Origin of the sequence: Verrucomicrobium sp. BvORR034, assembly GCF_000739635.1 — a bacterium.
Classification (GTDB): Bacteria; Verrucomicrobiota; Verrucomicrobiia; order Verrucomicrobiales; family Verrucomicrobiaceae; genus Verrucomicrobium.
In genome coordinates this window covers 37,648-51,941 of sequence record NZ_BATQ01000041.1, presented here as the reverse complement: position 1 = coordinate 51,941, position 14,294 = coordinate 37,648, and the positions used below count along the sequence as shown (strand labels likewise).

The following is a 14,294-nucleotide window of genomic DNA, read 5'->3' as shown; positions in this document are numbered from 1 at the left end:
AGTGGAGGCGGGCAAGACATAAGGATTCGCCTCATGCCCCACCGCACCGTACAACGAATCATCTACCCAAATGGATAGTTTTTCTTGTGCATATTGGACAAGAATTTGTGATATTTAGACCAAAAGCGGCTATTTTTCGACCATTGCTACCTGTTCTCGCCCTCGGTCGGCGCGGTGCGTCAGTGCCTGCGGCCCAGTACGTCAGTGGGCAGTGGGCAGTGCGTCAAGGTGTTGGGGGCCGGAGCTGTAAGGAGTACAGGCTTCAGCCTGCGGGGGCTCTGGGCGGGCCCGGAGGGGTAGTTCGTAGCTGCGTTTGTAAAAACGCGGTCCGGATTGTTCGGCAGTGACACCGGCTTCCAGCCGGTTCAGTTGGGGCGTCGCCAATCGCCGGAGCAAATGGTCAGCCTCTCCTTCGCAGCTTTTGAATGAGCATTTGAGCAAGCCATTTTGAGCACATTGATTTTTTCAGCAGTATTTTTATTCTGTCGTCTGCCATGAAGCGCCTTGTCGGGCTTCATCCCCACCCAAAGACAATTATCGGAACCCCCAACCAGACTATCAAGCAGCGCCCGAACAAGTGGATCAAGGCAGCTGACGTTCCCTACGCCTACCCCTTACCGTATGGTCAAACAATGAAAACGACGCTCACCATCCTTGCTCTGACAGGATCGCTCTTCGCAGGAGAAGGGCCAAAAAATGTGCGCACCGCATCTCCAGATGGTGAATTCCAGGTGATCGTCGCCAAGTTGGGCGACACGAACACGGGGCGACTGGAGATCAGAGGCAAGGACGGGAAGATCCTTTTCTCCTCCCCACCAAATATCGACGGAACCGACCTTCTTGAATTCTATCCTGAGCACCTTCGATGGAGCCCGGACTCGCGTATTCTCGCGATTTCGGCCGGATATTCAAAGTTGTTCCGGACTTACCTTTTCGCTTGGGACGGCAAAGGCTTTCAACAGATCCCGATGCCCGAGATTGCCAGAGAAGAAGACAATCCCTGGATCTATCCGATTGATTGGAAGGCGAACCACACCTTGCACCTGAAGATCAGTGGGCCACACGCGGGAAAAGCAGGTGACAGCGGCTATGAGGGAACAGCTGTTGTGCAGGTGGCACTTCAGAAGAAGGAGGCGAAAAAGCTTTCAGAGGAGGTAAAACGGTATGGGGCAAACGAGTGAGCAGCAAAAAACTTCCGTCGCCTATGCCTGATATCATTGAGTGGGCTACGTTGATCGCGGTGTGGAGTGGTGCCTACTTCTCCATTGTCACAGTCCACGAACTGGGTCACTACCTCGCGGGACTTCTCATCGGGGTTCCGCGCCGCAACATGCGCATTCGACTTTGGTGCTTTCCCCAGCATGTCGCTTTGCGAGACGGTCACGATTGGGTGAGTCCGCTTGAGACCGAACGCTTTGTCAAGCTCGCGGAGGCGTACATGCCGACGTCAGCGCGAGCAATGACTTTTGTGGCGGGTGGCTTCCTGCTTGAGAGTATCGTATTGTTGTCGTGGGTGATACTGCGACTGCCATTTCATCGAGTGGCGATTACCCTCGCGATCCTGATGACGCTTCTCTATTTGGTGGCGGATGTGGCTGCGTTCTTGAAGACCAGGAGGGCGAGCATGGACTTCACCGCCCTGTTTTTGATTTCACCCATTTTTGGCACTGCCACTGCGGTGGCGGTCATTGCCTTGCAGTGCTTCACCTTCTACATTCGTTGACACGCTCTCGATACAGCCTGCGGCCCAGTGCGTCAGTGCGTCAGTAGGAAGTGTGTCATGGTGTTGGACCTGGAGCTGTTCGGAGTACAGGCTTCAGCCTGCGGAGGCTTTTCGCGAAATGCTCCCGCCCCACCGCAGCGAATTGGTGCTTCATAGCTGCGCTTGTAAAGGCGCGGTCCGAACTGTTCGGCAGTGACACCGGCTTCCAGCCGGTGCGTGTTACCGGCGTCCCGCCGGTTCAGTCGGGGCATCGCCTGTTGCCGGTGCAATTGGGCAGCCTCCCTCCTTGCGTTCACTCGGTCCGACCGGCCAATCAGACGGGAGACGGAAGTCAACCATAGGTATAACATCCTCGAATCGGACATTATTCACCCCCGTGTTCATGCCGGCAACAGGTGAAAAAAATCGAGACGAAACGGACCCTTGTGCCAACCTATCGACCGTATCCACGTCGAGGGTCACAGGCAAGCTCCCCTGCCTGCGCAACTTCCGGTTGCCGGAATGGCCGGGAATGTGTTGGAATAAGCACCTGTTAGGCGGCTCAGTGTCATGCATACCATCAGCGTCCAGATTGTTCGATTCACCGACACATCACAGCCCGGTTGGGTTGAGAGCGTGCTCAGAGATGCATCGGGGCGGGAGTGGCTGCTTGTCGACAAGGTCTCGATTTTCACCAATGCATCTTTGGATGAGGCCAGCAGTTATCCTCAGCTCGGCGTTGTCGCGTGTGAGATTGTGCGCGAGTGGACTGACGAGCTTGGCCACGGACGTTGCATCATCAGCACGGAGCGTCCCTGGGGTGTTGAGGCCAAGAGCGGAGAGACACAGTTTGAGGTATTCAGCAACCAGATTACAACACACGCTGCCCTACCATGCACTGTAGCAAATCCCGGCTTGACGGGATCGTTGAGCTTGGGTTCGTTGGGCGACTAATCTCACATCTATGGAATTACCACCTGCAGATTCCCAAAGCTCCCCCCCACCGCTGCCAGGACGAGAGACAGGCAAAGCTGCTAAAACCGAAAGACCCTTTCTCAAAGCGTTCACCGGCGGTGGAGTTCTCTATGCTGCCATCCTTGGTATGATCTTCATCAGTGGATCGCAGAACATAGCTTATCGCGCAACTTACACCCTCATGTCATGCTTGGTGGCAACAGTGGCCACGGCTATTTGGTGCTACAAAGACAAGCAGGTGTGGTCGTGGGGCCGGATCATCGGTACGGTGGTCGGCTTTTACGTCGCACTGGTCATCCTCCAAATGCAAGGACGCGCTCAGCATTGAACTCGCCGTTGCGCCAACCAAACGCTGCGGAGAACCCGGGACGATGCCGTGTTTTGTCATCATGGCCCGCAGGCCGGTTCGATGAGTCCGGGTCGTCAGTCCAATTCAAAAAACGAGTTCATGTGCAAGATTCTCAACCGGATCCACTCCGGGCATCACTGGCATTGCACCTCTGCCCGCGCAACGTCCGACGGCCGAGATGGATGGGGATTTGTTGATGTAAGTCACCCGTCAGATGTCGCTCGCCGTTCTTGAGTCATGGGTCTTTTCGATTTCTTTTCCAGACGCAGCAAGTCAGTCGGCCCCTCCTCGACGACCGACCGATACTACGGTCGCCCATTGCTCATCCTGCTTGAGAACTACGTTATGAGCGCCATCGGCACCCTCGCTCCAGACAAAGAGCAGTTGGCGGCATCACTTACTCAGCGCGTCTTCGGCGGCGATGGCGATTGGCGTTCTACGCTCCGAAGCACATTGCATCTCGGCGACTCTCTGGACGAGTCTCTTCGCCAAATGTGGGCCACCAACCAGCAGCTAGCACAGCAGGCAGGAGTTGCTCTCACACCCGAGGAGTTCGCCCGGATGGTTGCCGACCGGAACTTCGCTCACCTCATCGACCCCATTCCCAAATGACCGCAAGGCATAGCCATGCACCGCAGCGAACCGATGCTTAACGACTGGCCATTCGACGAGCCGCGCAACGTTGTCTGCTTCACGACGCACGCAGTGCTGGGCGGATCGCCGATTCTGGAGGTTTACCACGACTACGAGGATGGTGGTTGGCAGTTCCATGCCGCAGACACTGGAGAACCCGCTCTTGTGGCACTCGAAGAGATCTATCGACGCGACCCATCCATTGGCGAGTTGCACGACCTCGAGTATGGATGGCGAGCCCTCCGCGCCAATTCAAGCGGCACATGGAGGCGCTCGCTGAATCACCCGTATCCCACATTCACGGAGCACGGATACTATCTAGATAATGCCGCTGAGCGGGAAAGGTTATTCCCAGACACATTTTTGATCCCGCCGGAGGACGAACGGTTGGCAATCAAGGAAGGCGATTGGGTTAAGCTGATGTTCTCATTCATTCCCGAGGGGCAGGAACCAAAGGACTACGATTGCGAACGCATGTGGGTGATCGCGAAGGAGGCTTGCAATGGGCACTGGAAGGGCACTCTTGACAACGACCCGCAGTTTCACAAGACCGTTTCAAGCGGGGCAGAGCTGTGCTTTCACCCCGACCACGTCATCGCGATCGAACGACCAACAACGGGATGACAAGCGCATGGAGACCTACGGCTGCCCGGCCCGGAATTCAATCGACTCCCCCTTGACCCATCCTCCATCTCACATCGAGCGCGCACTCCCGGCAGTCGGCGAAAATCCTCAAACGTTATCAAACGATGCACTGCCCCAATTGCGGCAATTCGCTGGAAACCGTCCGCACATTTCCAACCTACTGGGCGTTGTTTTTGAAATGCGCACGATGTCGAGAGGCCTTTATGCACCTCGACGATGAACGTGCCCAGTTTCCGCCGCTACTTCCCCTGCATGATCGACGCGCTGAAAAGGCATTGATGCACGCCGACGAGAGAGTCACGGAAGAGGCCTTTGCCATACTGAAAGTGCATGACGACCGAACGATCTCGCTTTCGGCATTCGTGGAATTCCTTGTCAAAACGTGGCATTCGACGAACTCAAATGACGGCTCAGCCAATCAATAGAAGGTGCCGTCCTGCGAGATTGCGAGCCAGCAACAGCAACCTTGGTTGAACTAGCCCGGCTTGTGTTTTTGGGGCAGCCCCTTTCTGCCGCCTGTACCTGCCTAGCGCAGGAGGAGCATGCGTAGCTGCGTTTGCAAAACGCGGTCCCGATTTCCTGGCGACACTGTCAACCGCGGGGGTCGATTTCAAGCTCGCCGTAGTGCCCCCTCGTTCCGATCGGCCAGACGGGAGACGAGCTTGAAAAATGTTGGAATAATGCTCGCTCGGCGCTCTCGCACGTCGTGAGCAATGTCTCCCCATCGTCATCCTGCTGGCGACTGCCTCCGAGCCAACGCCATAACAAGAACGTCCAACCACCCAAAATGAAAACCTTGCGCACACTTGTTCTTCCCGGCATAACCATGGTGGCCGTGGCGCTGCTGTGCTACAGCATCTACACGACTGGCCGGGTCCAGACGCTGGAGCACCGGTTCAAGACGACAGAGGAGCGTCTCCAGCGAGTGGAAGACAACTTGAAGCTGCGGTTTGAGTTGCTTGGCTCCAATGACACAAACAGGTGAGCGGCCACTTCGGGCCAGTGCTTCAGTGCGTCGGTGGGCAGTGCGTCAAGGTGTTGGGCCGGGAGTTGTACGCAGTCCAGGCTTCAGCCTGCGGATGTTTGGCGACGGGAGGTTGAACTGCGTTTATAAAAACGCGGTCAGGACTGGGTTGCCGGGAGGCAGCACATGCGCTAGCAGTCGCCAGCAATCCCCTGCGCGATGACGTCAGACAGGAGTACTGCCAGCAAAGGCAGGAGTTCCCCTTTCCAGAAGGATGAAATGCCAATGCCCTAGCGGTGAACCGTCGGCAAAAACCCGTGACAAAAGAGGCTCATGCGCCAAACTCTCAACCATCTACGCGTCGATTGACCACAAAGAATGAACCCATGACCATCTTGGATCATTCCACAGTACAGGAGTATGCAAGGCAGTTCTGGCGTCGGGAAAGCGAGAAAGGCAACCAGGATGGCATTCACACCTTTGCAGACATCGAGCGCGGCGCAGACCCAGTGGAAGCACTTCGCGTGAAGCACTCCTACAAGCTACCACGCCCCAGGAACTCGCACGTGTGTATCGCGGCATTCACGAGCCGGGAAGAGATCGAGAACCTTCTCGTCCATGAATACATGCCCAACGACAAGTGGATGCAAGAGCGCGAGCTGGTGCCGTCCCCATTCACCCAACGACTCGGGACGCTTGCGAGAATCTGTCTTGATCGCGGATATTTTACGTCCCAACGAGATGATCGGCAGATTCGGCACTACCGAAATTGGAAGAAGAAAGGGCTTCGGGACGTTATCCGCAACGACGAACGGCCCTTGGTCGAGGTCTCGGATTCTGGCAACATAGAAATTGTAGATGGATGGGAACGCTTGCTACCCATTGCGGCGATCCTCCTTGAGGGACTGGCATTCGAGACGATTCAAGTTTTTCATGCATCTCCCAGTACGAAACACACCTGCCCCTGCGCCACTGCCAACTCATGAGTAACTCTGTTCTGGAACTTGAAAAGCGACTGGGCATTCGTCTGCCAGAGGACTATCGGAGTTTTCTGGCGGTTCATACCGATAGCTTCCTCGATCACGCCCGGCTTTTCCTCCCGCCCCGCTCAGGTGTCGTCGATTCCCTTCTGACCGCTGATGACATTTTGCAGAATGACGATCAGAAGCGGATTGGCATTCCGGAAAAGTCGCTGATGCATATCGGTGAGAATCTGTTGGGCGGTTACCTTTACACGGATGTTTCTGACGGCAAACTTGGACAGATCCATTACATGGAGGGCTACGTGTTTCGGGAGCAGTTCTCATCGTTTTCAGCATTCCTCGATGAGACGCAACCAGAAGCCGCCTGACCATGAGCGTCCCCCCTTTCGCCCATGCCAGCCAGTGACGAGCACGTTCCGCCGCACAGCGTGAGAGACGAGATTATCTTGAAGGCCGTGCTGCCACGGGTTGCTGCGAGCGCCAAAGAGACCGGACGTCCGCAGTCATTTCGTGGGGTCATCCGAGTTCGGGGCCAAGACGTGGAGACATTTGGAGCCACAGATGGCTATTGGATGGTCAGGTTGATCGTGCGTCACACGTTTGCCCCTGCGAGGGATGTTTTCCGCGTTCAAGCACTCATCCCGAAACACGAACCGACCGGTTTTCATGGCTTCCGGATGTGCGGCGAGATCAGACGCTTGGAAGACCATATTGAAGTTGTGGAGTCCGGATGGACGAGCTTGTATAACACGACAGGACTTGATGACTGGAGCTAACCAGAAGTCTACAACGAACGCGGCACGCGGCCGCTGACTACAATCCAAACCAACAAACACCATGGGAGCTTGGGGACACGGAAACACCGAGAATGACACCGCACAGGACATGCTCGCGGATCTTTCCGACGATTACTTTCGTCGCATCACAGACACGTTGCAGAGCGAGAACGGTCACGAGTATGACGAGTACGCCCATGACGAACTTTTTGTCCTCTGCGAGGTTCTCTCAGCCATGCATGAACGCGGCTTGGTCAATTCCTCCCCTGAGCCCGATGAGATTCGCCCCTTGTTTGGCCCTTTCACGGAGCGCTGGGCTGCCTACCACCGCAGCGCGGGAAATGAGCCCCCGGAGGGCCGTAGATCCGTGATGGAGAATACTTTTGAGCGACTCATACAGATTGCAGAATCTGCCTGCCAAGGAAGCTTCGCCCACAGAATCGGACTCATCACGGACAAAATGTCCAAAGTCGACCCGAATGAATCCTGAGTGTAGAGCGAACAACAGCGAAAGGGCGACGGCGGACAATGCTTTTAGCTTTACCCCCAAGCACAGATCGACCTTTCATTGGCATTTCCTCGCGCCACACGTGAACGAACGCCACTCTCAAAGCCAATGAGCACACCCCTGCAACTCTATAAGAAGCTTCTGGACGGGCTAGTTTCGATTCGAACAGATGTTCTTGGCATGTGGATTCGAGATCGAGGCTGGCCCGAGCTCCCCGAAAACCAAAAGTTCAACGAACTATTGGCGCAGCTAACGCCCGAGCAACGCGAAGTCGTCGCTGACATTGCGGCGCAGGCTCGGGACGGAGGTATTCACGACGCGCTTGTTCACCTGCATGACCAAATCTGCATCGACGGTCTTCGCCTTGTTCAGAACGGAATTGAGTTGCCCGTTGAGCCATTCGACACGCAGCTATACTGGGACTGGACCGCGCGCTGCCTAGGAGCAGACTGGCCGGACGAACAACCTCAAACCACCCATCTCGATGGGAACTCCACACGTCATGAACAAATGGTGGATGCAGTTCCCAAAGATTGAGTCACGAAAACCGCGGGAGCCCACTCCGGGAGAGCACCCGAGTCTCTCTTGCGGAGCACTCGTCAGGTTGCGCGGCAAGCCGGACAGGTTGCGTCGCGTGGTTAGGACGGAGTGGCATCGTCACCGCTACGAGTTTGTTTACGTCGTGGAGACGAATGCGCCGCGCCAGTTTGAGCCGTATTGGTTCTATGAGCAGTTGGCGTCCGAGACTAAGACCGAGAGATTGCATGAGCAACCAGCCGCCTGACCATGTCAACGATGCCCTCCATTGATTCCTTGGTTCACGGACTGCGCGCCATCGCAGGCTGGATTGCCTCGTGGGTTATCCACTGACTTCAAGACCAATGAACTGCGCGTGCCTGACCGAGCGCCACCGCTAACGGCACCCGCCCCCCATAGTGATCTGCACGAAAATTTCACACTTGCCACTCCCTAAGCGGTGGTCGATCATAGGGATCGTCAGGCCAATTGCCCCTACACGCCCATGAAACACCTCGTCGCCCCGACTTTCCCGTTCGTCATCAGCACGACCTTGACCGGCCTGGGTTGCCATCTGGCAGGCATGTCCCGGCCCGATCTGGTCGTGGCCATCATCTTCGCGGCCGTGGTTTCCGGCGGCGTCGCTTATGGCACCGCCTGGGCGGGGTACCGCAAGAGTGTGAGGGCTGCGGGCTGAGGCCGGAGGGTGACTCAAAGTTGACACCCTTGAGGTGAGGCCGTCTCTGAGTGATGGTGGCGAAGGTCGGACAATGTCCGAGCGCGCGTCCATCACTGTACTCGCACCACCCCATTCGTGATATCTGCGCTGGAGCGACTCGCTCCGCATGAGATTGTCATTGGAAATCTGCACATCAGCTTGAAGCGCCCGTTGGCGGCGAATTACTATGTCAGGCCAAGCCAAATTCTACGTCGCTACTGCCTATCGGCTTTCCAGTCGCCAGAATCACTCCTATGTCATTGGCGTGTTTTCGACGTTGAAACAAGCCAAGATAGCCGCGAGGAGGGTGTCGACCGAGACAGGTTACAAGTATGGATACGGCATCGACGAATGCCCCCTCGACGAAGAGATTGAAGATGAACCTGAGAATATCGTCGATGTTCAAAGTGCCAAAGCATGGGACGCAGACGCTCCGTGAGCTAAATGCCCCGCCAAGCAGCGTACAAAGATGATCCACAAACAAGCACCCGACCTCCTAACAAGCCCGAACAAAAAGGGGAGGGCGAAATCGTGTTGCGCCGGCGCCTGATCTTTGACGTCAGGCCAACTAGTTGCCGCCTGTCGCCCAGTGCGGACTTCACTCGCCATGGGCAAATGCTGGAACAACGATCGTCAGAAAGCAACAGACGACACGTAGCGACCAAGCCCAGGGCCCTCGGCAACCATTCAATCGAGCCTGGCAAAATCCCGTGACAAGATTGAGCCCATGCGCAAGATTTCAACCGGACCCACTCCTGCATCGCGGATATTGCACCTCTGTCTGCGCTACGCGAAATGGCAGCGGAGGGTGGATACTTATTGGTACAATTGCGACCCCGCACGCATCCCGTGTCTCCTCCATCCGTAACAAAACAATTTAGCCAGCTCGTCGCACCAGATCTGATCGCGCTTGGATTTACTCCGAATGGAACCAAGCAGTTCAGGCGCTTGGTCGGAGACATTATTCAGGTCATCTTCCTCCACGTTGAGTCACGCATTCGGCGAGAGTTCATGATCGAGTATTGTGCGTTTCTGATAAGCGTGCCGCACACTCACTACAGCTTGGAGCATGGCGGACGCTTTCCGGTCGGCTCGCATGGCACATGGTATCGAGCCGATACGTCTGAGAAGTTAGAGCAATCCATGACGCAGGTTCGCGCCGCCATTCCCGCCCTCGTGGATTGGTTTCGAGCATCTGAGACTCTTCCGGGATTCCTCGGCACTTTCTCCACTCATTGTTCTGCGCAACCTCCCGCTCTCGTCCACAACGGTCACACCGCCATGACTCTCGCTTGCGGCCACGTTTCCGCTGGTGACTTCCACGCTGCCAGACTTCACGCAATGCGGGCACTTTCTGAGTTCGAGAGTATCCTCGCTTCATTCCGCGCACAGCATCCCACTGCCGACCATTGGGCTCCGGTGTGCATCGAGCGTGCTCAGGCACTCATCGCGGCCATTGATGCTTCCGCTACGGATTCACTTCTGGCAGAGTGGCGAGCACTGACGACGGGAGCACTGAAGATTCACCGATGAACGGCAGCAGGCTCAGTTTTTTGCGTCATGCTGCCACTTCACTTTAAGGCGAATCTTCCATTTTGAAGCCGAGACAAGACGTTTGGGGCATCGCTACGTCGATATTTCGAGAGAACAGAGCATGAAGACAACGAGAAAGGATCTGACAATGCCATGCAACCTATTCCGGCAGCTTTCATGAATCACTCTGGCGCATGAACCGCTCCCATAATCCTCCGCCCCAAATTTCACACTTGCCACTCCCTAAGCGGTGGTCGATCCTAGGGATCGTCAGGCCAATTGCCGCTACGCGCCTATGAAACACCTCATCGCCCCGACTTTCCCGTTCGTCATCAGCACGACCCTGACCGGCCTGGGTTGCCATCTGGCAGGCATGTCCCGGCCTGACCTCCTCGTGGCCATCATCTTCGCGGCCGTGGTTTCCGGCGGCGTCGCTTATGGCTCAGCTTGGGCCGGGTACCGCAAGAGTGTGAGGGCAGCGGGCTGAGGCCGGAAGGGTGACGGGGCGACCATCATGTCCCGATTGCAATCTGTATCAGTGCGTCTCGTGGGCCAGGTCTCCCGCAGTCATACGTTGGGCTGGTTCTGTCAAAATACTCTGACACCAGACGAATGAGCGCGTTGCGTTACCATGACTTCCATCTAACTGGCTATGATGTGCGCAAGTCCGGGAGCGAGATCGTGCTGCATCTCCTCTATGACTATCCGTCGTGTCCGCGCGAGGAGTCTCACATCCGGTTTCAGAGCGTGGAGCTTTACCACTTTGTCCATACCGGCGGCGCCATCATCCTCGACATCGCTGAGATTCCGCTGTCACAAGTCTTCCAAGAATTTGGGGACCGCATTCAAGTCTGGGCCAACCAGTTTGGAATACAGCACTGGGGTTACGCCGATCCTGCCAGCTATCAGCGCAAGCTTGAGTCACAAGGGCTATGTGCCTGGGAGATCAGTTCCTCCATCGGGTTTGCAGGATTCGTCATTGCCAAATCCATCGATGACGTTACTGACCAATTCGCACGACACGCCAACTAGACGCTACAGCCCATGGCTTTGAGCAGGGCTTAGCCCAGAGGCGGCACTGGCCGCCGCCCCCCCCAGCCTTCACTGGCACACTCACTCACAATACACCATGCGACCCCTCCGCTACACCATCAACGTCACCCTGGACGGGTGCTGCGATCATAACGCCGGCATTGCGCCGGACGAGGAATTGCACCGTCACGCGGTGGCGAACCTCAACCGGGCCGATGCCCTCCTCTTTGGGCGGGTGATCTATGAGATGATGGAGGTGGCGTTTCGACCGGCGTGGACGGGTGCGATGCCCGACTGGATGGAATCCTTCCGCAACACGATCGACTCGGCAAAGAAGTACGTCGTCTCCAGCACCTTGGACCAGGTGGATTGGAACGCGGAGCTCCTGCGCGGTGACTTGGAGGAGGCCGTGCAGCAGCTCAAGCAGCAGCCGGGCAAGGGCCTGCTCGTGGGGGGCGTGAAGCTCCCGCTGGCCTTGGCAGAGCTAGGTCTCATCGACGAATACGAGTTCATCGTGCACCCCAAACTGGCAGGCTACGGCCCCACGTTGTTCGCCGGCTTGTCGAAGCCGATCGACTTGAAGCTCGTGGACCGGGTGGAGTTCCGCTCCGGGGCGGTGGCCATGCGATATGAGCCGAGACGGAAGTGATTGCCCAAGAACAACGACCAACCCGTACGATGATGAAGGATCACCCAAGAAGGTCCCCATGGCTGGCGTTCGCGCTTGTTGTGCTGTTGCTGGCGGTCACGGGAATCGCCCACGCCCAGGCTGAAGAGGATGACACTTACCATCCGCCGAAAGATCCGGCAGGTCGCGAATACGACACATCCGCTGACCAATGGCTGGCCGCCATGGCCGAGCCCTCATTGGTTCCCACCAAGGGCAATTCAGAGGAGTTTGCGCTCCGGTTCTTCTGGTTGAGATCGTTTCACGATCCCATCTCCATCCGGATCTGGCGCACGGGTTCGAGCTACAAGATGAGGGCCGTGCGCATGAAGAAGCCAATCGAGTACGGACCGGGCCCGATCGCTGAAGACACGACGCGGGATCTCAAGCCCGAAGAATGGACTGAGGTGTCCCGCTTGATGGGAGGAAAGGTATTCTGGACTCCCCTCACTCAGGCAGAGAAGCAGGCCATCCCCTTGGTGAGAGACGGCTCCCAATGGTTCTTCGAGCGTCTGGCCGCAGGGAAACGTGTTTCATTGAACCTGATCTGCGCACCCGATCTGAATTCAATGATCCGGAAGAACGGCATGAGCGTCCCCAACATTCGGGACTTTGATGCGTACAAGAGACTCGGAACCTACCTGCTCAAAATCACTGGACTGACTCCCAAGGAGCAGAGAGAGTTTTATTAGATTTGGGGGCGGCTGGGATGTTGCCACTGGGAGACACTACGTGCTCACCTCCACGTTCACGATTGCGTCCCCCACGCCAACGGCGTGATACAAAACAGTCCCGCAGTCGCGGGATCAGACCGCGAAGCGGTCGCCACCCCGGGTATCGATGGGAACGCGCTGGAACTCCAAGGGAGTTCTGGTCCGAATGCCCGTGTACCCAGGGTGGCGGCTCGTGCCTCGCCTGACCCTGGGCTTTTTTGTATGACGCCGTTGGCGTCGAGATGCAAGCGGCAGCTCCGAATCCAAGTGACATCGGCTTCCAGGCGGTGCGTGGTATCGGCGTACCGCCGGTTCCGGCGCAGCCCCTGCGGGCGTTTTGTACTGCACTTTTGCAAACAACCTGTATGTTCGCCCGATAGCCGCCATGTATGCTTTCCACGAGCTTTGTAATGAAACAGGTTACTCATTCTGCTACCTGCTTGGAGTCCTGAAAAAGGTGCCAAAGGAATCCGACCTTCGCCCGGACTTCTTCACTGACGAGTTTGAGTGGCTCCTGAACGTGGAGGAACAATCTGACACCGTCAGGCAGACGCAAAAGCGATGCCCGCTGATCAAACGCTACATTCTGCCTTCCGCGCCTCTCACGATGGCACCTGCATGGACACCCTTTCCTATTGCGTTTTCTGTTTTGCCCCGATGTGTGCAGCACAAACGGCTGGAAGGTGAATTTCACAACTCGGCCTTTGCGATTTGGCACCCCGAGCTTGCATCGGTCGGCGAGAATAACCTGATGGATGACACCGGTAAAGTGCTCGCATCCTTCAACCGGCGAATCACAGCGAGTGACATTGAATTTGAGAACATCCACGCCCGTCATTTCTTCTGGCTTCTCCAAATGACCGTCGAGCGGGCCAAGAAGATGAGGCGACATGTCGTCCTGGCCGGGACCCCTGGATTTTCGTACGCCAACTCCGTTAAGCACGATGAGCCCCCCCATAGCAGAATCCGCTTGCTAGAATCAGGCTATTTGTATCCTTCTCGAGTCCCTCATGTGGGGCCTGCTTCGACCACAAACCAATAACGGCTAGGCAGGGTCGATGAGCTTGAAACATTAAACTGGCCAACAAACCATGCCCGCACCCAAAGCAGACGTCGTGAAGCGGTTCCGGAAGGCCACAAGAATGGGCTGGATGGCATCGAAGCACTTTCTCACAACCGAGAGTCCTGAACTGTGCGAGCGCATCTTGGAAGCAGGTGAAAAGCAACCCGGAGCGGACACGCTTCATGACCCAATCGAGGATCATCCCGACTACAAAGAGATGATCGAAGCACTTCGGGAGACGATCGAGAAAGAAGTGAGAGAAGAGCTCGCTCTCGAGAACGAAGAGCGCAGGGCAGCCGGGCAGGATACGCACCTGAGAGACTGGCCACTTGGAACCTGTCATCTGATGTGGCGGCACATGAAGGACCGGCTTGCTGCGAAGGGCATCACTTGGTACTCACCGACTGAATTGAATCCGGGGGCCATCTTCGACTAGCAAAACCAACTGAAATGCCGCTAGCATGCGCCCTGCTCTTCATGGGGAGCATGGCATCCAACTCTCCAACTTCAGTCCCCG

Annotated in this window: 18 protein-coding genes; all 18 read left to right on the top strand. The window is 56.5% G+C overall.

The window, feature by feature from the left end; translation table 11 throughout:
* The first annotated feature begins 494 nt into the window (after positions 1–494).
* The gene (locus BV034_RS06480; protein ID WP_265592707.1) at positions 495–1,181 is read left to right on the top strand and encodes a hypothetical protein; all 687 of its coding nucleotides are present in this window, start codon (positions 495–497) and stop codon (positions 1,179–1,181) included.
* A complete protein-coding gene (locus tag BV034_RS06475; protein ID WP_265592706.1) occupies positions 1,178–1,723 on the top strand; it encodes a hypothetical protein in 546 nt (181 codons plus the stop codon). Before BV034_RS06480 ends, BV034_RS06475 begins: the two co-directional genes overlap by 4 nt.
* A 1,540-nt stretch (positions 1,724–3,263) precedes the next feature.
* Positions 3,264–3,638, top strand: coding sequence for a hypothetical protein (locus BV034_RS06460; RefSeq protein ID WP_050025306.1), 375 nt, complete (start codon positions 3,264–3,266; stop codon positions 3,636–3,638).
* Between the two features lie 15 nt (positions 3,639–3,653).
* Positions 3,654–4,283 carry a DUF2314 domain-containing protein gene (locus BV034_RS34535; protein ID WP_050025304.1) on the top strand — a complete coding sequence of 210 codons (630 nt, stop codon included), beginning with the start codon at positions 3,654–3,656 and terminating at the stop codon, positions 4,281–4,283.
* An 808-nt stretch (positions 4,284–5,091) separates the two neighbouring features.
* The gene (locus BV034_RS35785) at positions 5,092–5,289 is read left to right on the top strand and encodes a hypothetical protein (RefSeq protein ID WP_265592705.1); all 198 of its coding nucleotides are present in this window, start codon (positions 5,092–5,094) and stop codon (positions 5,287–5,289) included.
* A gap of 365 nt (positions 5,290–5,654) precedes the next feature.
* Positions 5,655–6,254 (top strand): hypothetical protein, encoded by a 600-nt coding sequence (locus BV034_RS06445; RefSeq protein ID WP_050025300.1) that lies wholly within the window; start codon positions 5,655–5,657, stop codon positions 6,252–6,254.
* On the top strand, positions 6,251–6,619 hold the full coding sequence (locus BV034_RS06440; protein WP_050025298.1) for an SMI1/KNR4 family protein: 369 nt from the start codon (positions 6,251–6,253) through the stop codon (positions 6,617–6,619). The genes BV034_RS06445 and BV034_RS06440 overlap by 4 nt, the downstream gene beginning before the upstream one ends.
* A 469-nt stretch (positions 6,620–7,088) precedes the next feature.
* The gene (locus tag BV034_RS06430; RefSeq protein ID WP_050025294.1) at positions 7,089–7,517 is read left to right on the top strand and encodes a DUF4259 domain-containing protein; all 429 of its coding nucleotides are present in this window, start codon (positions 7,089–7,091) and stop codon (positions 7,515–7,517) included.
* Positions 7,518–7,643: 126 nt separating this feature from the next.
* Positions 7,644–8,072, top strand: coding sequence for a DUF6547 family protein (locus BV034_RS06425; protein WP_063768694.1), 429 nt, complete (start codon positions 7,644–7,646; stop codon positions 8,070–8,072).
* A 484-nt stretch (positions 8,073–8,556) separates the two neighbouring features.
* A complete protein-coding gene (locus BV034_RS06420) occupies positions 8,557–8,748 on the top strand; it encodes a hypothetical protein (RefSeq protein ID WP_050025292.1) in 192 nt (63 codons plus the stop codon).
* Positions 8,749–8,956: 208 nt separating this feature from the next.
* Complete coding sequence (locus BV034_RS06415) at positions 8,957–9,208, top strand: hypothetical protein (protein WP_050025290.1); 252 nt, start codon at positions 8,957–8,959, stop codon at positions 9,206–9,208.
* A 410-nt stretch (positions 9,209–9,618) separates the two neighbouring features.
* Positions 9,619–10,302, top strand: coding sequence for a hypothetical protein (locus BV034_RS06410; RefSeq protein ID WP_265592704.1), 684 nt, complete (start codon positions 9,619–9,621; stop codon positions 10,300–10,302).
* 295 nt (positions 10,303–10,597) lie between these two features.
* On the top strand, positions 10,598–10,789 hold the full coding sequence (locus BV034_RS06405; protein WP_038165296.1) for a hypothetical protein: 192 nt from the start codon (positions 10,598–10,600) through the stop codon (positions 10,787–10,789).
* Between the two features lie 125 nt (positions 10,790–10,914).
* On the top strand, positions 10,915–11,334 hold the full coding sequence (locus BV034_RS06400) for a hypothetical protein (protein WP_050025283.1): 420 nt from the start codon (positions 10,915–10,917) through the stop codon (positions 11,332–11,334).
* 97 nt (positions 11,335–11,431) lie between these two features.
* Entirely contained in the window at positions 11,432–11,983 is a 552-nt protein-coding gene (locus BV034_RS06395) for a dihydrofolate reductase family protein (protein WP_050025281.1), read from the top strand.
* 29 nt (positions 11,984–12,012) lie between these two features.
* Complete coding sequence (locus tag BV034_RS06390; protein ID WP_050025280.1) at positions 12,013–12,693, top strand: hypothetical protein; 681 nt, start codon at positions 12,013–12,015, stop codon at positions 12,691–12,693.
* Between the two features lie 406 nt (positions 12,694–13,099).
* The gene (locus BV034_RS06385) at positions 13,100–13,756 is read left to right on the top strand and encodes a hypothetical protein (RefSeq protein ID WP_050025277.1); all 657 of its coding nucleotides are present in this window, start codon (positions 13,100–13,102) and stop codon (positions 13,754–13,756) included.
* Positions 13,757–13,805: 49 nt separating this feature from the next.
* The gene (locus BV034_RS06380; RefSeq protein WP_050025275.1) at positions 13,806–14,213 is read left to right on the top strand and encodes a hypothetical protein; all 408 of its coding nucleotides are present in this window, start codon (positions 13,806–13,808) and stop codon (positions 14,211–14,213) included.
* The last annotated feature ends 81 nt before the right edge of the window (positions 14,214–14,294 follow it).